The organism is Pseudomonas sp. C1C7 (assembly GCF_013359595.1).
Classification (GTDB): Bacteria; Pseudomonadota; Gammaproteobacteria; order Pseudomonadales; family Pseudomonadaceae; genus Aquipseudomonas.
The window spans coordinates 1-20777 of record NZ_JABFMP010000065.1 but is presented as its reverse complement, the minus strand read 5'-3'; the positions used below and the strand labels follow the sequence as shown (position 1 = coordinate 20777).

At 60.5% G+C, this 20777-nt stretch carries 18 protein-coding genes; 14 read left to right on the top strand and 4 right to left on the bottom strand.

Annotated elements, in window-relative coordinates; genetic code table 11:
* Positions 1-108: 108 nt before the first annotated feature.
* Positions 109-1332 carry a DUF3422 domain-containing protein gene (locus tag HNO86_RS29330; protein WP_175380432.1) on the bottom strand — a complete coding sequence of 408 codons (1224 nt, stop codon included), beginning with the start codon at positions 1330-1332 and terminating at the stop codon, positions 109-111.
* 23 nt (positions 1333-1355) lie between these two features.
* Positions 1356-1979, bottom strand: a complete 624-nt coding sequence (locus HNO86_RS29325; protein WP_175380431.1) for a TetR/AcrR family transcriptional regulator — start codon at positions 1977-1979, stop codon at positions 1356-1358.
* A gap of 115 nt (positions 1980-2094) precedes the next feature.
* Here HNO86_RS29325 and HNO86_RS29320 point away from each other — a divergent pair, with 115 nt between their 5' ends.
* The 9 genes from HNO86_RS29320 (at position 2095) to HNO86_RS29280 (ending at position 14066) form a co-directional block, all read left to right on the top strand.
* Positions 2095-2844, top strand: coding sequence for an SDR family NAD(P)-dependent oxidoreductase (locus HNO86_RS29320; protein WP_175380430.1), 750 nt, complete (start codon positions 2095-2097; stop codon positions 2842-2844).
* Complete coding sequence (locus tag HNO86_RS29315) at positions 2837-3595, top strand: SDR family oxidoreductase (RefSeq protein WP_175380429.1); 759 nt, start codon at positions 2837-2839, stop codon at positions 3593-3595. The genes HNO86_RS29320 and HNO86_RS29315 overlap by 8 nt, the downstream gene beginning before the upstream one ends.
* Positions 3596-3763: 168 nt before the next feature.
* Positions 3764-5839, top strand: a complete 2076-nt coding sequence (locus tag HNO86_RS29310; protein WP_175380428.1) for a hydantoinase/oxoprolinase family protein — start codon at positions 3764-3766, stop codon at positions 5837-5839.
* Between the two features lie 30 nt (positions 5840-5869).
* Positions 5870-7552 carry a hydantoinase B/oxoprolinase family protein gene (locus HNO86_RS29305; protein WP_175380427.1) on the top strand — a complete coding sequence of 561 codons (1683 nt, stop codon included), beginning with the start codon at positions 5870-5872 and terminating at the stop codon, positions 7550-7552.
* Positions 7552-8754, top strand: coding sequence for a pyridoxal phosphate-dependent aminotransferase (locus tag HNO86_RS29300; RefSeq protein ID WP_175380426.1), 1203 nt, complete (start codon positions 7552-7554; stop codon positions 8752-8754). Before HNO86_RS29305 ends, HNO86_RS29300 begins: the two co-directional genes overlap by 1 nt.
* A gap of 35 nt (positions 8755-8789) precedes the next feature.
* Positions 8790-9602: an NAD(P)-dependent oxidoreductase gene (locus tag HNO86_RS29295; protein WP_175380425.1), complete on the top strand. Its 813-nt coding sequence runs from the start codon at positions 8790-8792 to the stop codon at positions 9600-9602.
* Positions 9603-9634: 32 nt separating this feature from the next.
* Positions 9635-10831: an FAD-binding oxidoreductase gene (locus tag HNO86_RS29290; RefSeq protein ID WP_175380424.1), complete on the top strand. Its 1197-nt coding sequence runs from the start codon at positions 9635-9637 to the stop codon at positions 10829-10831.
* Between the two features lie 25 nt (positions 10832-10856).
* Entirely contained in the window at positions 10857-12545 is a 1689-nt protein-coding gene (locus tag HNO86_RS29285) for a thiamine pyrophosphate-binding protein (RefSeq protein WP_175380423.1), read from the top strand.
* 69 nt (positions 12546-12614) lie between these two features.
* Entirely contained in the window at positions 12615-14066 is a 1452-nt protein-coding gene (locus tag HNO86_RS29280; RefSeq protein WP_175380422.1) for an NAD-dependent succinate-semialdehyde dehydrogenase, read from the top strand.
* Positions 14067-14090: 24 nt separating this feature from the next.
* Here HNO86_RS29280 and HNO86_RS29275 read toward each other — a convergent pair whose 3' ends face one another.
* Positions 14091-14816: a FadR/GntR family transcriptional regulator gene (locus HNO86_RS29275; RefSeq protein ID WP_175380421.1), complete on the bottom strand. Its 726-nt coding sequence runs from the start codon at positions 14814-14816 to the stop codon at positions 14091-14093.
* Between the two features lie 445 nt (positions 14817-15261).
* On the opposite strand from HNO86_RS29275, the gene HNO86_RS29270 reads away from it, so the two are divergent.
* The 5 genes from HNO86_RS29270 (at position 15262) to HNO86_RS29250 (ending at position 20238) form a co-directional block, all read left to right on the top strand.
* The gene (locus HNO86_RS29270) at positions 15262-16410 is read left to right on the top strand and encodes a branched-chain amino acid ABC transporter substrate-binding protein (RefSeq protein WP_175380420.1); all 1149 of its coding nucleotides are present in this window, start codon (positions 15262-15264) and stop codon (positions 16408-16410) included.
* A gap of 156 nt (positions 16411-16566) precedes the next feature.
* On the top strand, positions 16567-17493 hold the full coding sequence (locus tag HNO86_RS29265) for a branched-chain amino acid ABC transporter permease (RefSeq protein WP_178131369.1): 927 nt from the start codon (positions 16567-16569) through the stop codon (positions 17491-17493).
* A gap of 11 nt (positions 17494-17504) precedes the next feature.
* Positions 17505-18749 carry an ABC transporter ATP-binding protein gene (locus HNO86_RS29260; RefSeq protein WP_175380418.1) on the top strand — a complete coding sequence of 415 codons (1245 nt, stop codon included), beginning with the start codon at positions 17505-17507 and terminating at the stop codon, positions 18747-18749.
* Positions 18746-19519: an ABC transporter ATP-binding protein gene (locus HNO86_RS29255; protein ID WP_175380417.1), complete on the top strand. Its 774-nt coding sequence runs from the start codon at positions 18746-18748 to the stop codon at positions 19517-19519. The genes HNO86_RS29260 and HNO86_RS29255 overlap by 4 nt, the downstream gene beginning before the upstream one ends.
* A gap of 2 nt (positions 19520-19521) precedes the next feature.
* Complete coding sequence (locus HNO86_RS29250) at positions 19522-20238, top strand: ABC transporter ATP-binding protein (RefSeq protein ID WP_175380416.1); 717 nt, start codon at positions 19522-19524, stop codon at positions 20236-20238.
* Between the two features lie 385 nt (positions 20239-20623).
* On the opposite strand, the gene HNO86_RS29245 is transcribed toward HNO86_RS29250, so the two are convergent.
* The coding region (locus HNO86_RS29245) for a DUF3077 domain-containing protein (RefSeq protein WP_175380415.1) at positions 20624-20777 on the bottom strand (154 nt) is incomplete at its 5' end.

The window sequence follows — 20777 nt, the reverse complement described above, 5'->3', positions numbered from 1 at the left end:
CCGATCAACGATGAGACCGTTTCGGCAAAGCGACTTTTTCAACAGAATCGGCCGATTGCTGCCTGTCGAGTAATCGACTCATGGAGCCAAAGGTTGCAAGGAGACAGTTCAATGCTGCTTTGCTGCCCTTATTCGAATAAGAATTTGCACCAGGATGAAAATTGCAACGGGTGTCATCGCAATTACCGCTGATCTCGGAGACAGCTCCATGCCCAGCATATGCACGCCGGAGTAGAGCAATTTGAACAGGCTCAGCACGTAGTACGTGATGGCGATGATCGAGAGCCCTTCGACCGCCCGCTGAATTTTGATTTGCGCATCGGCCCGGGCATTCAGGCTTTTCAGGATTTCGGCGTTCTGTTCTTCCATTTCTACCTGGACGCGGGCTTGCAATAATTCGCCCAGGTTGGCGACGCTCTTGGCCTGTACATCAAGCCGCTGCTCCGTCACGGCGCAGTACCTGACGGTCGGTTTGAAGCGCCGTTCGATGAAGATCCCCAAGCGCTGGCAATCACCGGCGTGATTCTCCCGCAGCTCTGCCAACCGTTCGAACACCAGTTGGGCGTAAGCTTGGGTGGCGCTGAAGCGGTGACGGTGCTTGGCCGAGAGGCTGACGACTTTCGCCGACAGGGCCGCAATTTCCGTGAGCAGCTCCTTTGCATTTCTCGAGTTGCGGGCCGCATTGCGCTCTGACAAGTCGACCAGGGTTCTATCGAACGCATTGAGCTGCGAGCTCAACTGCTTGGCCGCGGGCAGCGAGAGAGAGGCCATCATGCGATAGGTTTCGATCTCCAGCAGCCGACGAATCATTCGTCCCTGGCGGTAGGCGTTGAGGTGGTGATTGATGAACAGAAACCGGTTTTCGCCGCATTCGCCCAGCCTGAAGTCGCTCCAGACTGCGGCATCGCCACCGCCAATGGAGGAGCCGCACGGGTCCTTGAACCCGTACTCCGAGTGATCGCCGTTCCAGGCGTGCTTGTTGCGCGCCACGATTTGCACGCGGTTGATCAGCAGTTGGGTATAAGGGCTGATCTTGGCCGCCAGAGCTTCAGGCAAGGCAATCCAGTGTGGGTTTTGCTCGGTAGTGGTCATCACGTAGGTGAGGGTAAAGAACTCGGCATGGCGCTCCCATTTCAGCCAGTGCCCGTCCAGCTGGATGATGCCTTGGGGCGTTTCTTCGGCCACCGGTTCGTTGTAGAAGCTGTCGAGCAGCGCCTGTCGTTCGCGATCGCTACCCAGGATGGCCAGGTGAAACACATGGGCCGGCTCGCTGAAGTACAGGGAAGGGCGGGCGTGCAGTTCGTTGTGCAGGGTATGTCGTAACGGGTGCATGGTGGCCTTTGCCTTGTTGTTGCCTATGCCTTGAGCGCTGAATCCTTGCCGCTGGTGATGATGCCCAGGACGAAGTGGGTCAGGACGTCCGTGAGTTTTTGCTCGGGGACATCCATGCATCGCCAGAGAGACTGTCCATAGAGCATGCCGATGACGGCTTCTGTGATCAGGCCTGTACGGTCACTGTTGGTGCCGCAGGCATTTTCGTCGCACTCGGCGGAAATGATTGCGCTCAACAGCGCGGCGTAGCTGCTCTTAAGCAGATTGATTTCCTGTTGCTGCTCATCGGTTAAATTGACGAACTCTCGTGTGACCAGCAGCAGCCGATGCTTTTCGGCCAGGTTGAACACCACGAACGCGTGGACGAAGCGCTGCAAACGGTCGCGGTGAGTCCGGGCGCCGCGCATGCGCCGCTTAGTATCGGCGAGCAAGTCGGATACCGCGCCTTCGATCAGCTCGAATAACAGGCACTGCTTGTTCTCGATATGGTTGTACAAGGAGCCGGCATGCAGCCCCAACTGACTGGCTAGATCGCGCAGGCCGATGGCCTGGTAACCACGCGTCGCAAACAGCTCCAGTGCCACATCCAGCAAGCGGTCGCGAGCACTATTGGGTATGGGTTTCGAAGAGACGGTGGCCGCAGGCATTGTGCTGTCCTGTGTGCTTGATCTGGAGACTTGCCGACCGTTGTCGGACAAAATCGGTTTGACCAAATGTAAGACAACAGGCATCTTACGTAAAGACTAATCGCGGAGGTGTTTTATGGATGGGCAAACGGTCGTAATCGTCGGTGGCGCTTCGGGTCTGGGGTTGGAAACGGCCAAGCTGATGCGCAAGCGTGGTGCAGCCAAAATCGGCATTATCGATAGAAATGAGCAGTTGATGGCTGCCGCGGCAGAGATCCTGCGGGCCGAGGGTTGCGAAGTTGCCACGGCGGCGGGTGACATCTCCCGGCAGGCGACTGCTCATGGTGCTTTCCAGCAAATCGTCGATGCGCTGGGGCGCGTGGATTGCCTGGTCAACAGCGCCGCGATCTATCCGCGCAAAGACATTTTCGAGATCACCGACGAGGAGTGGGACCTGGAAAATGCCGTCAACATCAAGGGTACCTATCACATGATGGTGGCGGCGGTTAAACACATGCAGGCCTATGTGGCGGCGCCCGCCGTGACCGGTCGCATTGTCAATGTCACCTCGGTTGATGCATTCAAGGCCCATCCTCAAAACGCACACTACGCTGCGACTAAGGCCGCAGTGGTCAGCCTGACCAAATCCTTTGCCCAGGCCTGCGCCAAGGACCAGATCCTGGTCAATTCCGTAGCGCCGGCCGGTTTTGCCACCGAGCGCGCCAAGCAGTTGGGATTCCTTGGCGAACTGGCCGCGGCAAACCCGCTGGGCCGCGCAGCCGAGCCTGCCGAGATCGCCGAGTGGATCGTAATGATGGGCAGCAGCCGCAATAGCTACGCCACGGGTGAAAACGTGATTGTCAGCGGAGGCTACATCTATGCCTGACTCAGTATCGGTGCCGGCGATTTACCGTCGGGCCCTGGTCACCGGTGCCACCAGCGGGATTGGCCGGGCCGTGGTACTGGCTCTGCGCGATGCCGGCTTGCAGGTGATTGCGGTTGGTCGCAGCCCCGAAGCGCTGGCCGAATTGCGCGCGGAGCCGGGAGTGACCGTGGTCGAGGCGGATGTGCGCCAGGTCGATATTTTCACAGAGATTCTCGCGCGCTACCCGGTGGATGTGCTGGTCAACAACGCCGGGGTGCTGTCGACGCGCGCGTCCTTTCAGGAGGTGGATCCGGCTGAAATCGACAACATGTTCGATATCAATCTCAAGGCACCCTTGCATCTGACGCGCAGGGCGTTGCCGGGAATGATCGAGCGTGGCTACGGCCACCTGTTCTTTATCGGTTCCAGCGCGGGTCGCGCGCCACATCCGGGTGCTGCGGTCTATGGCGCCTCCAAGGCCGGCATCAGCCTGTTTTGCGACGCCTTGCGCTGCGACTTGCTCGGTAGCGGGGTGAGGGTGACGGAAATCGCTCCCGGACGAGTCCAAACGCAACTGTACAAAAACGCCATGGGCATGCAGGCGGCGGGTGCCGAGCTGTACGAAGGGTATGAGTCGATCATGCCGGAAGATATCGCGACGCTGTTGTTGTCCGCGTTGAGCCTGCCACCGCAGGTGGACGTGTCGCGCCTGGAAGTGTTTCCGACCGCCCAGGCGGTGGGCGGGGCGCGCATGGTCAAGACGAAAGGTTGATGAGACAGGCCGGGACTGAGCAGGCCCGGCCGACACTTTGACGAGTGTCTGAAGCGGCAAAGTACCGAGTCACAATGCTTGACTACCTGTAAGACAACATATAACTTACATTTCAAGCGGGCTTGATTGCCTCTTGTCATGAAACCGGGAATTTCAGGGGATACGACGATGACTGCGACTTCATGCCGGGTCGGCGTGGACATAGGTGGGACCTTTACCGATATCGCGCTGGACGTAGGCGGGGTATTGCATTCAACCAAGATTCTTACCGACTATGAGCTGCCCGAGCGCGCCATTCTCACCGGTGTGAAAACGGTCATCGAGGCTGCCGGCCTGAAGCTGTCGGACATTGATCAACTGATCCACGGCACCACGCTGGCCACCAATGCGTTGATCGAGCGCCGTGGGGCCAAAACCGCGTTCATCACCACCGAAGGTTTTCGCGACACGTTGGAAATGCGCACCGAAAATCGCTTCGAACAGTACGACATCAACATCACCCTGCCGCCGCCGCTGATCGAGCGTGAACATCGCTACACCCTGCGCGAGCGCCTGGATGTCCATGGCGATGTGCTGATCGCCCCGACGCCGGCCGATATCGATGCACTGGTCGAGCGGGTGGCCGAGGGCAATTACGAGAGCATCGCGATCGGCCTGATTCACAGCTACGTGAACGGCGCCCACGAGCGTTTGCTACGCGACGCCTTGCAGCGCCGCCTGCCGAAGGTGTCGGTGTCGATCTCCAGCGAAGTTTCGCCGCAAATGCGCGAGTTCGAACGCTTCAATACCGTTTGCGCCAACGCCTACGTCAAGCCGCTGATCAAGTCCTACCTCGATCGACTGGTGGTGACGCTCAAGCAATCCGGCGCCGATTGCCCGGTGTTCATGATCCATTCCGGCGGCGGCATCATCTCGGTGCAGAGTGCTGCCGAGTTCCCCGTGCGCCTGGTGGAATCGGGCCCGGCCGGCGGGGCGATTTTCGCCGCCGACATTGCGCGTAAATACTCGCTGGATTCGGTGGTTTCCTTCGACATGGGGGGCACCACGGCGAAGATCTGTCTGATCGAAAACCAGGTGCCGAAAACCGCCAAGACCTTCGAAGTGGCCCGTACCTACCGCTTCAAGAAGGGCAGTGGCATGCCGATCTCCATTCCCGTAGTGGAGATGGTCGAAATCGGAGCTGGTGGCGGCTCTATCGCCAGCATCGACAGCATGCGTCAGATCCGTGTGGGCCCGCACAGCGCCGGTTCCGAACCCGGCCCGGCCTGTTACGGTCGCGGCGGCCTGCAGCCGACCATCACCGATGCCAACCTGCTGCTGGGTCGCCTCGATCCGGACAATTTTGCCGGCGGCGCCATGCGCCTGTCGGTCGACAACGCCGCGTCGGCTACCGCACGGGTCATCGGTGCGCCGCTGAACCTGGAGGCGGCCACAGCTGCGTACGGTGTCTGCGAAGTGGTCGATGAAAACATGGCCAACGCCGGCCGCGTGCATGCGGTCGAGAGCGGCAAGGACATCGCGGAATACACCATGATCACCTTCGGTGGCGGTGGTCCGCTGCACGCCGCGCGGCTGTGCGAAAAAATGGGTGTGTCGCGCTTCCTGGTGCCGGCGGGCGCCGGTGTCGGTTCGGCCATTGGCTTCCTGCGTGCGCCGTTCGGCTACGAGGCGGTGCGCAGTGCGTTTGTGCGTCTGTCGGAGTTCGATGCGCGGCAGGTCAATGCCTTGATCGATGACATGAAGGCCGAGTCCATCGGTTTCCTGCGCCAGGGCATGCCTGAGGGCGAACCTGAACTGGAGTGCACGGCGTTCATGCGCTATGTCGGCCAGGGCTGGGAAATTCCCGTGGCACTGCCGTTCAAGCCGTTCAGCAACAGTGACACTGCGCAGTTCAAGGCGCTGTTTGAAGCGGCCTACACCCAGTTCTTCGGTCGCCCGATCGAAGGGCCGGATGTCGAGATCGTCAGCTGGTCGGTCAAGGCCAGTTCGCCGCTGTTGCCGGTGCAGCCGATTGAGCAGATCAGTGCGTCGCACCGTGCCCATGAGGTATCGCGTCGCGAGGTCTTTGACGTTGTCAGCGGTGGTTTCGTCGATGCCGGGATCTTCCAGCGCGAGGAGCTACAACCGGGCGCCCGGATCGATGGCCCGGCCATCATCGCCGAGCGCGAAACCTCGACCTTCGTGTCGTCCTCCTTTACCGCCACCGTTCAGCCTGACGGCTGCCTGCTGGTTGTCCGGCGCTAAGCCCCACTTGCATAGAAGGCGATTTTTCCCATGAGCGATACCTTGATCGATATTCAAATGCAGGTGATGTGGAATCGCCTGATTTCGGTGGTTGAAGAGCAGGCGCTGACCCTGATCCGGACGGCATTCTCCACCAGTGTGCGCGAAGCCGGTGACTTGTCCGCCGGGGTCTTCGACCGTGCCGGCAACATGCTTGCCCAGGCGGTCACTGGTACTCCGGGGCACGTCAACACCATGGCCGAGGCGGTGGTGCATTTCATCAATGACATCGGCCGGGACAACATCTTCGAAGGCGATGTCTACGTGACCAATGACCCGTGGAAAGGCACCGGTCACCTGCATGACATCACCATCGTTTCGCCGTCCTTCTACAAGGGTAAGCTGATCGGCTATTTCGCCAGTACCGCCCACGTGGTCGACATCGGTGGTCGCGGCTTCGGCCCGGACGCCCGTGAAGTCTACGAAGAAGGCCTGTTCATCCCGATCATGAAGCTGTTCGAGCGTGGCAAGGTCAATCGCGACCTGATCAACATCCTGCGCAACAACGTGCGCGAGAACGATCGGGTAGTCGGTGACTTCTACGCCTTGTCGGCCTGCAACGAGACCGGTCACAAGCGCCTGCTGAGCATGCTTGAAGAGTTCCGCCTGGAAGACCTGGAACACATCGGCGGGTTCATTCTGGAACACAGCCGTCGCGCAACGCTGGAATGCTTCAAGTCGCTGCCCCATGGCACTTACCAGAACAGCATGACTCTGGACGGCTACGACGTTCCGGTGACCCTGTCGGTGACCCTGACGGTCGGCCCGGACGGCATCCTCACGGACTTCAACGGCACGTCCGGCATGAGCCAGTTCGGTATCAACGTACCGCTGGGCTACGCCAAGGCCTATGCCTGCTACGGCCTCAAGTGCATCGTCGCCCCCGAGATCCCGAACAACTCCGCGTCTCTGGCGCCGTTCGATGTGGTGGCACCCGAGGGCTGCATTCTCAATGCCAAGCATCCGGCGCCGGTGTCGGTGCGTCACGTGCTCGGGCACTTCGTGCCAGACCTGGTACTGGGGGCGTTGCACAAATGCCTGCACGGCCAGGTGCCGGCCGAGGGCGCCAGTGCCCTGTGGAACCTGCACTTGAGCGTGCGCCCGCTGGAAAGCAATGCCGATGGACGCAATGCCGAGATGCTGATGTTCAACAGCGGTGGCATGGGTGCCCGCGCGGCAAAAGATGGCTTGAGCGCCACGGCGTTTCCGAGCGGTGTGCACACGATGCCGGTCGAGGCGACTGAGCATGCCGGCCCGGTGATTGTCTGGCGCAAGGAGCTGCGTAACGGCTCCGGTGGTGCCGGCCAGTTGCGCGGTGGCCTGGGGCAGGAGATCGAAGTCTCGGCTGCCGAAGGCTATTCGTTCCGCTTCAGCGCCATGTTCGACCGCATTCTCTATCCGGCGCGAGGCCTCGAAGGCGGGAAGGAAGGCGCCAAGGGTTATGTCGGTCTGGACGACGGCACATTGCTGCGCGGCAAGGGCCAGCAGTTCGTGCCTGCGGATCGCAGGCTGATCCTGAGCCTGCCGGGCGGAGGCGGTTATGGTGATCCAGGCCTGCGTCCGCGCGAAGACGTCGAGCGCGACTTGCGTTTCGGTTACATCAGTGCCGAGCAGGCGCGTGACGACTATGGCTATGAAGCTGGGGGCTACGAAGCCGGGCAGGGGAGCAAATGATGGAATTTCAAAGTTCGCGAGTCAGGACAGTCAAGAGTTCGCCCAGCATGGCGGTGTCGGTCCTGGCCAAGAAAATGCTTGCCCAGGGCGAGCCGGTGATCAACCTCAGCCTGGGCGAGCCGGATTTCAACACCCCGGCCCACGTGATCGAGGCGGCGCACCAGGCGATGCTGGCAGGCAACAACCACTACACCGCGCCCAACGGCTACGAGGTACTGCGCCAGGCCATCGTCGACAAGTTCGCCCGTGAAAACGACCTCAACTACGGCCTGGAAGAAATCTGTGTTGCCAACGGCGCCAAGCAGCTGCTGTTCAACGCGTTCCTGGCCACCCTCGAGCCAGGCGACGAGGTCATCACGCCGGCGCCTTACTGGGTGTCCTACACCGACATGGTGCTGCTCAACGGTGGTGTGCCCAGGGTCATTCCCTGTGGCTCCGAGTATGGCTTCAAGCTCGACGCCGCCCGGCTGGAAGCGGCCATTACGCCGAAGACCCGCTGGCTGATGCTCAACTCGCCGAACAATCCCTGTGGCGCGATTTATACCCGCGAGGAGTTCGCCGCCCTGGGTGCCGTGTTGCAGAAGCACCCGCGGATCCTGGTGATTTCGGATGAGATCTACGAGCACATCATTCTCGGCGACAAGCCCTTTGTACCGTTCGTGACCGCATGCCCCGAGTTGCGCGAGCGCACGCTGCTGATCAATGGCGTGTCCAAGGCCTACGCCATGACGGGCTATCGCCTGGGTTACGCCGCAGGTCCCAAGGAACTGATCGTGGCAATGAACAAGACCCAGTCGCAAACCACGACTTGTCCATCGGCAATCTCGCAGTTGGCGGCCGCCGCTGCCTTGAGCGGTCCGCAGGATTTCGTACGGGACGCCAATCGCGAGTATCAGGCGCGCGGCGCCATGGTCGTCGAAGGCCTGGCGGCCATTGACGGGCTGGAACTGCAGATGCCGGAAGGGGCGTTCTATGCCTTCCCCAAATGTGCGGCGTTCATCGGCAAGCGCACGCCGGATGGCGAGGTGATCGAAACCGACACCGATCTTTCCAACTACCTGTTGCGGGTCGGCAAGGTGGCGACCGTGCCGGGTTCTGCATTTGGCCTGGAGCCCTATATTCGTCTGTCTTTCGCGACTTCGCGTCAGCAGCTTGAGCAGGCCATCGTGCAGATGCGCGATGCACTGGCCTTGCTCGCCTGACCCTGGCCATTACCTGACCCGTAGAGATTTTTCTGATGAGCAAGCCATTCAAGAGACTGTTGATTACCGGTGCCGCCGGCCGCCTGGGCAATGTCCTGCGCGAACACCTGCGCGCCTTCGCCGATGAGCTGCGCCTGACCGATATCGCGGACATGGGCGTCGCTGCCCCCCATGAAGAACTGGTGCGCTGCGACCTGGGCAATTTTGCCGATGTGCTGCCACTAGCCGAGGGGGTCGATGCGATCGTGCATGCCGGCGGTGTCCCGCTGGAGAACACCTTTGCCGCGATTCTCAACGGCAATATCGTCGGCACCTACAACATCTACGAAGCCGCGCGCCAGCACGGTGTGAAGCGGGTGATCTATACCAGTTCCAACCATGCCATCGGCTTCTATGACCGTACCGAAACCATCGATTCCACGGTGCCGCATCGCCCTGACAGCCTGTATGGAGTGAGCAAATGCTTTGCCGAAGACCTGGGGCGTTACTACTGGGACAAGTTTGGGATCGAGTCGGTGAACCTGCGCATTGGCTCTTCCTTCGAGGAGCCGCTGGATCGCCGCATGCTGGCGACCTGGCTGTCGTTCGCCGACTTCGCGCAACTGGTGGAGCGTTCGCTGACCGCGCCGCGTGTTGCGCACATGATCGTCTACGGCATGTCGGCCAACCGCGAATCGCTGTGGGACAACCGCACGGCCTCCTCGATCGGTTACATACCCAAGGACAGCGCGGAAACATATCGCGAGAAGATCGAGGCGAAATTCCCGCCCCTGGATCCGAATGAACCCGCTGCTCGCTACCACGGCGGCAATTTTGCCGGCGCCGGTCATTTCGAAGATCCGAAGTAACGTCTTCCATCGAATTCTAAGAGGTCCGAACCATGGCTTCGACAGCTACAAAGCAACACTACGATGTCGTTATTGTCGGCGGCGCCGTGAACGGCAGTGCCACGGCTTACTTTCTGGCCAACAACCCGGACTTCACCGGTTCGGTGCTGGTGATCGAGCGTGACTGGACGTATGCGCAGTCGGCCACCGCGCTGTCCAGCAGCTCGATCCGGGTGCAGTTCTCCAATCCGATCAACATCCAGATTTCCCGATTTGGCGCGCAGTTCATCCGCGATTTCGGGCAACTGATGGAAGTGGGCGGCGACACGCCGGACCTGAATTTCAAGGAAAACGGCTATCTGTTCCTGGCCGACCAGAAAGGTTTCGACGTACTCAAGCGTCTGCACCAGACCCAGCTGGACAACGGTGCCGACGTCACGCTGATGGACACCGAGGCGCTGGTCCGGCGCTTCCCCTGGGTCAATCCCGACAGCCTGGCGGGTGGTACCTACGGCGAGAAGGATGAAGGCTGGTTCGACAACTACGGGATCATGAATGGCTTTCGCAAGAAGGCGCGCTCGCTGGGCGTCGAATACATTGAAAACGAAGTGGTCGAGGTGCTGCGCAAGGGCGACCTGGTCACCGGTGTGACGCTGGCCAATGGCGAGCGCATTTCCTGCGACTACATCGTCAACACCGCCGGCACTCGCGGGCCGACAGTTGCAAGAATGGCCGGCTTGCAGATCCCGGTCGAGCCGCGCCGGCGCTCGTTGTTTGTCTTCGCCTGCCACACCCCGCTGGAAGGTGTGGTGCCGCTGACCATCGACCCGACGGGCGTGTTCTTCCGCCCGGAAGGTCATCTGTACCTGGGGGGGACCTACCCCAAGGTCGACCCGGAAGTGGCCTTCGATGACTTCGACGTCCTGCACGACGAATTCGAGGAAGAAGTGTGGCCGATCCTGGCCGAGCGGGTGCCCGCGTTCGAGGCGATCAAGGTGGTCAACTCCTGGGCCGGTCACTATGACTTTTGCGTGCTGGATCACAACGCAATCGTCGGTCCGCACAACGAAGTGCGCAACTTTCTGTTCTGCAATGGCTTCAGCGGTCACGGCTTGCAACAGGCGCCCGCTATCGGTCGCGGCCTGAGCGAGCTGATCACTTACGGCCAATACCGCAGCCTGGATCTGAGTGCGCTGTCTTACGAGCGCGTCATTGAAAACCGCCCCTTTTTGGAAGACTCGGTCATCTGACCGTGTGGCCTGATGGAGAACACCGATGACTAACAACAATTTTGCGGTAACCCGCACGGGTGGTCAGGTACTGGTCGATGCCCTGCGTATCAATGGCGTCGAACGCGCCTTCTGTGTGCCGGGCGAAAGTTATCTGGCGGTGCTCGATGCGCTGCATGATGCCAAGGACGATATCGAGCTGATCGTCTGCCGCCAGGAAGGTGGAGCGGCATACATGGCAGAGGCCTACGGCAAGCTGACCGGCAAGCCGGGTATTTGCTTCGTGACCCGTGGCCCCGGTGCCACCAATGCTTCGGTCGGGGTGCACACCGCGTTTCAGGATTCCACGCCGATGATCCTGTTCATCGGCCAGGTGGCCCGTGATCAAGTCGAGCGTGAAGCCTTCCAGGAAATCGACTATCGCCGCATGTTTGGACAGATGGCCAAGTGGGTCGTGGAAGTCGACGACGCCGCGCGCCTGCCGGAACTGCTCAGCCAGGCGTTCCATCGCGCCACCAACGGTCGGCCGGGTCCGGTGGTCGTGGCGCTGCCGGAAGACATGCTGACAGACCTGGTGGACGTCGCCGACGCCGGCCCGGCGCAGGCGATCGAGCCGGCCGCTTCACCGGCTGCGCTGGAGCAATTGCAACAGCTGATCGGCCAGTCGCAGCGTCCGCTGGTGGTGCTCGGTGGCGGTGGCTGGAGCGCGGAAGCGGTGCGCGATGTCCGTACCTTCATCGAGAAACAGAACCTGCCGGTGGCGGCATCCTTTCGCTGCCAGGACCTGTTCAACAACACGCTGGCCAACTACGCCGGCGATCTGGGCCTGGCGGCGGGGCCCGAGCTGGTCGAGGCGGTAAAAAATTCGGATCTGTTGTTGGTGATCGGCGCGCGTCTCGGCGAAATGACCACCGGCGGCTATGCGCTGGTGAACATTCCTGTCCCCAAGCAGAAGCTGGTTCATGTGCATCCGGGCATCGAGGAGTTGGGGCGGGTGTATCAACCGACCTTGGCGATCAATGCCGGCATGAAGACTTTTGCCGCACAGGCGGCCGCCTTGCCGGCGGTCAATCCGCAAGGGCTGGCGGACTGGACGGCGCAACTCAACCGTGGCTACCGCGCCAACTTCGATTGCCCGCCGTCGCCCGGGCCGGTACAGATGAGCAAGGTCATCGCCTGGCTCAATGATCGCCTGCCTCACGACAGCATCATCACCTGCGGTGCGGGGAACTACACCGGATGGGTTCATCGCGGCTATCAGCACCGGACCTTCCGTACGCTGCTGGGGCCCACCAATGGCTCGATGGGCTACGGCGTACCGGCGGCAGTGGCGGCCAAGATCACGGCGCCCGAGCGCATGGTCGTGGCGTTCGCCGGTGACGGGTGCTTCCTGATGAACGGCCAGGAGCTGGCAACCGCTGCCAACTATGACGCGCGGCTGGTGGTGATCGTGGTGAACAACGGCATGTACGGCACCATCCGTATGCACCAGGAGCGCACTTACCCTGGCCGCGTGTCCGGGACCGAGCTGCATAATCCGGATTTCGCCATGCTGGCCCGTTCCTACGGCTTCCATGCGGAGACGGTCGTGGCGACCGAGCAGTTCGCCGAGGCCTTCGAGCGCTGCGTGGCTTCGCAGAAGCCGGCCTTGATCGAGATCCAGGTTGATCCGGAAGCGCTGACCCCTCGAATGACCTTGAGCCAGATACGCGAAAAAGCACTCGCTTCGCGCTGATTGACCTCGGGCGGGACGGATTGATCGTCCCGCCTTTTTTTTGCCCTCAATTTATACGAGCGCCTCATCATGAGACTTGCCGATCCTGAACTGCTGCGTGAATTTTGCTATATCGACGGCCAATGGGTCGCCGCCGACAAAGGCCAGACCATCGACGTGACCAACCCGGCCACGGGGGAAGTCATCGGGCGCGTGCCACGCATGGGCGCCGACGAAACCCGGCGTGCCATCGAGGCGGCACAGGCCGCGCTGCCCGCCTGGCGGGCGCTCACCGCCAAGGAGCGTGCCGCGCGGCTGCAAGCCTGGTTTCGCGAAATCATGACGCACCAGCAGGACCTGGCGCAGATCATGACCGCCGAGCAAGGCAAGCCGCTGGCCGAAGCACGGGGCGAAGTGGCCTTCGCCGCCGCTTATGTGGAGTGGTACGCGGAGGAGGGCAAGCGCCTTTACGGCGATGTGATTCCGTCGCCCCATGCCGATCGGCGACTGATCGTCACCAAGGAGCCTATCGGCGTCTGTGCGGCGATTACCCCGTGGAATTTTCCGGCAGCGATGATCACTCGCAAGGCTGCGCCTGCCCTGGCGGCGGGTTGCACGCTGGTGCTGAAGCCGGCTTCGCAAACGCCTTTCAGTGCGCTGGCGCTGTGTGTACTGGCTGAGCGGGCGGGCATTCCCCGGGGTGTGCTGAGTGTCATCACCGGTGATTCGGGGGCGATTGGCGGCGAACTGACCTCTAGCCCGATCGTGCGCAAGCTGTCTTTCACCGGGTCGACGCCGATCGGTATCAAGCTGCTCGAACAATGCGCTGCCACGGTGAAAAAGGTCACCATGGAACTGGGCGGCAATGCGCCTTTCATTGTGTTTGACGACGCGGATCTCGATGCGGCGGTGGAGGGTGCGCTGATCGCCAAATTCCGCAACGCCGGGCAAACCTGCGTGTGCGCCAACCGGTTCTTCATCCAGGACGGAATCTACGAGCGTTTCGTCGAAAAATTTGCGGCGCGCATCAAGGCCCTTGCGGTGGGTGAGGGCACTCAAGCCGGAATTGAAGTGGGGCCGATGATCGACACCAAGGCACTGGCCGGTGTCGAAGCCATGGTGACAGAGGCCCGTGAAGCCGGGGCCAGGGTAGTGGCTGGCGGCAAGCGTCATGCCCTGGGTGGCGCGTTCTACGAGCCGACCTTGCTGGCTGACGTCACCGCCGATATGCGCGTGGCGCAAGAGGAGATTTTCGGGCCGGTGGCGCCGTTGTTCCGCTTCAGCAGCGAGAGCGAGGTGATCGCTTTGGCGAACGCCACGGAGTTTGGCCTGGCCTGCTACGTCTATGCCCGTGATCTGGGGCGGGTGTGGCGTGTCTCGGAGGCGCTGGAATACGGCATGGTGGGTGTCAACGTCGGGGTGCTGGCCACCGAGGTTGCGCCCTTTGGCGGCGTCAAATCTTCGGGACTGGGGCGCGAAGGCTCGCGTTACGGCATCGAAGATTACGTCGAGATCAAGTACCTGTGCCTCGGGCTTGGCTGACAGGGTGCAACAGCAGGGCGGAGATCACTCTCCGCTCTGTACCAGGCGCTGATAACGCGACAGGCTTTCTTCCAGGTGTTTGCGCAGGGCGCTGCGGGCACCATTGATGTCGCCCATGGTGATCGCCGAAAGAATCGCGCCATGCTCGCGACCGATTTTCTTGATGTGCGCCTGGCGGCTTTTGCCGGTGGATTGCCCGTGCTTGAGGTGCAGATCGAAAATGATGTCCGGCCCCAATGCTTCCAGCAGCTGAGTGAAGTGCGGGTTGTTGGTTGCCCGTGCAATGGCCAGGTGAAACTCGAAATCGGCCTTGGCTTCTTCCTCAAGGTCGCTGCCGTCCAGTGCATTGAAGCGATCGAAGGCCTGGGTGATGTCGGCCATGCTGGTCGGGCTGCGGCGTTCGGCGGCACGCGCGACGGATTCGGTTTCGATGCCCAGGCGCAGTTCCAGCACTTGCGCGGCGGCACGAACGTCATCCACCGCGGTGCTGAGTGCGTAGCCGATGCGCTTGACGTCCTGTTCGACGACAAACACGCCGACGCCTTGCCGTGCGATCAGGCGACCACCCAGGCGAAGCGAAGCGACGGCCTCGCGGATCACCGGCCGGCTGACGTTGAACTCTTTGCACAGCGCCTGCTCGGAGGGCAGTTTTTCACCCGGGCCGTAAGTGCCTGTATCGATGCGATTGGACAATTCACGGATAACCGTCTCGGCCAGATTGCCCCTGCGCGTACCAGTCGTCGCGTCCATTTATGTTGCTCCTGAAACTGAATGCTCATCACGGAAGATGAAGGGTTGAACAGTTGAGCGGACCTCGTCAAACGAATGCAAAGTCTCTGTGTGTTGCGCCAGTAGGCCGATTTTCTGGCCACTTGACCACTTCCCATAGGTTATCAAACAACTGACCTCAGATGGTGCGATCGTCCCAGTTTGCCCTGGGGCATGCATCGGATTTGCGCATTTTACCTCGCGGCGAAAATTCTTCTTTCTCAATTTCGCTGACACCTAGCATATACCAATTGACAGTTGCCTGCTGACTGTTATCTTACAAGTGCGGTCGCCGCTGGTGACCGTGCAATGCAGTGAGAGTGTCCCGAATAGGTCTGGTTGCCGTGACAGGGCTCCGGGCATGGAAAAGAAGACTTGCACGCCAACGTGCTCAATTCGTTTGTCCGATGATTTCTGGGAGGGGTATATGCGTAAACACAACCTGATCCTCACCGCACTCGCTGCGGCCATGGCTTCAGCGCTGAATGTCGGGATCGCCACTGCGGCGGACACCGAGCAGGTCCGGATCGGATTCGCCGGACCACTGACCGGGCCTTCCGGTCATCAGGGCCTGGATGTCGAACATGGCGTGAGCATCGCCATTGAAGAGGCGAACCAGCAAAAACTGAAAATCGGCGACAAGGTTGCCGAGTTCAAGCTGGTCTCCGAAGACGATGTAGCCGACCCGCGCACCGGCACGGCAGTGGCCCAGCGATTGGTGGATGCGAAGGTGGCCGTGGTGATCGGTCACTACAACTCCGGCACCAGCATTCCGGCTTCAAAAATCTACGGCGATGCCGGCATCCCGCAAATCTCGCCATCGGCGACCAACCCGGCGCTGACCAGGCAAGGCATCAAGTCGGTTTTCCGTGTAGTCAACGACGACGCCACCCTGGGTCGTTATGCCGGCAACTACCTGGTCAACAAGCTGGGCGCCAAGCGCATTGCGATCTTCGATGACCGCACCGCTTATGGCCAGGGCCTGGCCGATGAAGTGAACAAGGCGGTCAAGGCGGCGGGCGGTAATGTCGTGGTGCGTGAATACACCAACGACAAAGCCACCGACTTCAACGCCATTCTGACCACGGCAAAAGCGCAGCAAGTGGATGCGGTGTTCTTCGCGGCCCTGGACTATCAAGCTGCGCCGATGGCCAAGCAGATGAAAAACCTGGGCATCAAGGCCAAGTTCATGAACATCGGCAACCTGCCGAACGACGAGTTCAAGAAAATGGCCGGCAGCGCCGCCGAAGGCGCTTACGCCTGGAACTACGGCACGCCTTTGCAGGACATGCCGAAGGGCGCCGCCTTCGAACAGAAACTCAAGGATAAGTACGGCATGGGTGTGGTGCAGTCATCGCCGGCTGCCTACGACGCCACCTGGGCTGCGATCAACGCAATGGTCAAGGCGCAATCGGATGATCCGGCCGTGTACCTGCCGGTGCTGAAAAGCTCCAGCTATGACGGTGTCACCGGGACCATCGCGTTCGACGAATCCGGCAACCTGAAAAACGCGGCCGCGACGATTTTCCAGTTTGAAGATGGCAAATGGAAAACCTTGGCGGTCGAGCGCGAATAACCACTCTGCAATACCTAGAACGATAAGCGGGCCGCCACGGCCCGCGACAACAACAAGAAGACTTTTTTCTGATCTGCCAAGCATCTCACCGCGTGGCTCACCGGCCTCGCAGGTGAATACAAAGCAGCTTTGAGGATTCACCAAGTGGAAGCCAATCTGAATATCTTGTTGCAGCAGATCCTCAATGGTCTGGTGCTCGGCAGTATTTATGCCCTTGTAGCGCTGGGTTACACCATGGTCTACGGCATCATCGGCCTGATCAATTTTGCCCACGGCGAAGTGGTCATGGTCGGTGCCATGGTGACGATTTCGGTGCTGACCATGCTGGCAGGGTTTGGATTTGCACCCGGTGTGTTGACGCTCATGTTCGCAATCATGATTGCGGCGGTCGTCTGCATGCTGATGGCACAAGGTATGGAGAAATTTGCCTACCGACCGTTGCGCAAAGCCCCGCGCCTGACACCACTGATCCTGGCGATCGGCATTTCCATCTTCCTGCAGAACCTGGCGATGATGATCTGGGGACGGGGCTACAAGACCTTTCCCGAAGTCGTCGAAACCCGGCCCGTGGAAGTGTTCGGCGCCACCATCACCAACGTCCAGATGAGCATCATGATCATCTCGGTCGTCATCATGTTTGCCCTCTGGGTACTGGTCGACAAGACCCGCCTGGGCAAAGCCATGCGGGCCACGGCACAGAATCAGGAAGTCGCCGGCCTGATGGGCATCAACATCAATCGGGTGATCTCCGCCACCTTTGTCATCGGCGCATCGCTGGGCGCGGTGGCCGGTGTCATGCGAGCCGTCAACTATGGCCAGGCCGACGCCTACATGGGGCTGCTGCTGGGGCTCAAGGCTTTTTCGGCGGCGGTACTGGGAGGCATCGGCAACCTCTTCGGCGCGATGGCCGGAGGCATTCTGCTGGGGCTGATCGAATCGCTCGCGGCCGGCTACACCGGCCAGGTCACGGGAGGCTTCCTGGGGGCCAATTACCAGGACATCTTCGCGTTCATGGTGCTCATCATGGTCTTGCTGTTCCGGCCTAACGGCCTGATGGGCGAGCGTCAGGCCGACCGCGCATAGGAGTCTTCAGCATGAAGAATAATTACGCTCAATACGCGCTGCTCGCGCTGGCCTTCGTCGCACTGCCATTCGTGGTCGATGCCATTCCGTTCCTCGGGCCGACCTGGGTGCGAATCCTCGGCTTTGCCATGCTCTATGTGCTGCTGGCGCTGGGGTTGAATATCGTGATCGGCTACGCCGGTCTGCTGGACATGGGCTACATCGGCTTTTACGCCATTGGCGCCTATCTGTATGCGTTGCTCTCTTCACCGCACTTGAACATGGCCGGCCTGGCCGAAGGGATACTGAACTGGCCGCTGTGGATCATCATCCCGCTTTCCGCCGTCATCGCCGCGATGTGCGGTGTGTTGATCGGCGCGCCGGTACTCAAGCTGCGCGGTGACTACCTGGCCATCGTCACCCTGGGCTTCGGCGAAATCATTCGGATCTTCATGAACAACCTCGACCAGCCGGTGAACATCACCAACGGTCCGCAGGGGATTTCCGGAATCGCACCCTTGCACATCGATGGTGGCGCCTGGAGCTACGCCAGTGGCCACGCTCCCGATGCCATCCTGTCGTTGCAGACCAAGTGGAGCCTGTTCGGCCTGCAGGTTTCGCCGGTCATCAGCTACTACCTGTTCTTCCTCGGCGTGGTCATCCTCTCGATCATCCTGTCCAAGCGCCTGGAAGTCTCGCGCATTGGGCGTGCCTGGATGGCGTTGCGTGAAGACGAAGTCGCCGCCGAGGCCATGGGGCTGAACAAGCGCAACCTCAAGTTGCTGGCCTTTGCGATGGGGGCGACCTTCGGTGGCGTGTCCGGCGCATTGTTTTCCGCCTACCAGGGCTTTGTCAGCCCGGAATCCTTCACCCTGATGGAGTCGATCATGGTCCTGGCGATGGTGGTGCTGGGCGGCATGGGTTCGATTCGCGGCGTGGTGCTGGGCGCGCTGATCCTGTCGATCATGCCCGAGGTTTTCCGCGACCTGGTCAACTGGGTGCAGCCATTCGTCATGGATAACGTGACCTTCATCAGCCGCGAAGTGCTGCGCAACATTCTTGATGCCTCGACCCTGCGGATGCTGGTGTTCGGCCTAGCATTGATCCTGGTCATGCGTTTTCGCCCCGAGGGGCTGTGGCCGTCGAGCCGCCGTCGTGCCGAGTTGCGTGAAGACGAAAGCGAACCGCTGGTGCCGGCCCCCGCGCTGGATAGCAGCGTAGAACGTCTGGAACCCGCGACAGCCGAGTTCAGGCTCAAAGAGGTGAATAAGGTATGAGCGACGTACTGCTGGAACTGCGCAAAGTCAGCAAGTTCTTTGGTGGGCTGCAAGCGCTGCATGGCATCGATCTGAGCATCAAGCGCGGAGAAATCCGCGGTCTGCTGGGGCCCAACGGCGCGGGCAAGACCACGCTGTTCAACGTGTTGACCGGCCTGTACCGCGCCGAAGAAGGCAAGGTGGACTTCAATGGCAAGCCGCTGCGTATCAGCAAGCCCCATAAAGTGGTGGAAGCCGGCATCTCCCGAACCTTCCAGAACATCCGCCTGTTCCACAACATGACGGCGCTGGAGAACGTGATGATCGGTCGGCACGTGCGGACCAAAAGCGGCGTGTTCGGCGCAATCCTGCGTACACGTCGCTGCGTTCAGGAAGAGCGGGAGATCCATGAAGCGGCGCGCTATTGGCTCGACTACGTCGGCATCGGGCGTTTCGCTGGCGAGCTGGCCAAGAACCTTTCCTACGGCGACCAGCGACGTCTGGAGATTGCCCGGGCCCTGGCGACAGAACCGCTGCTGGTGGCGCTCGATGAGCCGGCGGCCGGCATGAACGCTTCGGAAACCGAAGGCCTGCGTCAGTTGATGTGCAAGATGAAAGCCGACGGCAAGACCGTGTTGCTGATCGAGCACGACGTGAAGCTGGTCATGGGCCTGTGCGACCATGTGACGGTGCTGGAGTTTGGCAAAAAAATCGCTGACGGCCTGCCTGCGCAGGTTCAAAAAGACCCTCGGGTGATCGAGGCTTATCTGGGCACTGAGACGGTGGCTTGAGCATGAAAAATATTCTTCAGGTAAACGATCTCAAGGTTTCCTATGGCGCCATCCAGGCGATCAAGGGATTGGATTTTCATGTGGGCGAGGGCGAGATGGTCGCCCTGATCGGCGCCAACGGTGCCGGCAAGACCACGACACTCAAGACCCTTGCCGGCCTGCTGACGCCGACCGCAGGACAAATCACCTTTGATGGCAAGGCCCATTCGAAGATCAAAAGCTTCGACCTGATCCGCGAAGGCCTGGCGCTGGTGCCAGAAGGGCGGGGTATTTTTCCCAAACTGACGGTCTATGAAAATCTGGAGATGGGGGCCTTTTCACGCACCGATGGCAAGGTCGCCATCGAGGCCGATATCGAGCGTATGTTCGGTATCTTCCCTCGGCTCAAGGAGCGGGCCTTCCAGCTGGCGGGCACCATGTCCGGCGGAGAACAGCAAATGCTGGCCATCTCCAGGGCGTTGATGGGCAAGCCCAAGTTGCTGCTGCTCGACGAGCCTTCCATGGGACTCGCGCCGATCATCGTGCAGAAAATCTTCGAGACCATCCGTGAAGTTGTGAAGAGTGGGGTCACGCTGCTGCTGGTGGAGCAGAACGCGAAACTGGCGCTCCAGACCTGCCAGCGCGCGTATGTGATCGACGGCGGGCGCATTGCACTGGAAGGGCAGGCGGATGAATTGCTAAATAACGAACGAGTACAAAAAGCCTATCTCGGCGAATGATTTCTGTACCTCTACTAGGTGTAAGAGAACTCTGTAAGCCTTTGCCCGTAAACACACTACGGGCTTTTTTTAGGATTTTTGTAGTGTGAGTATCAGGTGGACATTTGGGGGTAGAGTGGCTGTAATTGGCCGTTTATGCCTGTCGCGAAAGGCAGAAAACGGCCAGAAGCCGGCAGTGATCCTAGTAAGTAAATCTATTCCATTTTTTCCTGGTGCTGTCTTGGTCCGGCATTACGTTCGGGCCTTCTTGTTTCTGGAGCCCGCCTCTTGTAGGAGCGAGCTTGATCGCGAAAAACGCAAGATACCGCGTCGCCTGCTGGATACCCACGCCCACCGAAACCAAACCCACCTCTACAAGAAGTACGCCTGACGCTTAAACCAGAACCTACCCCTCAGTAACCTCCGTCCGCTGAGGCTTGGGCGCAGCCGTCCGATCCCGCGTCAACACCTTCACCGCATCATCCACCAGCGCCTTACTCATCGCCGTCAAATAATGCGCCGCCCAGGCGTGATAATCCGTGTCCCTGATAAAAGCCGAG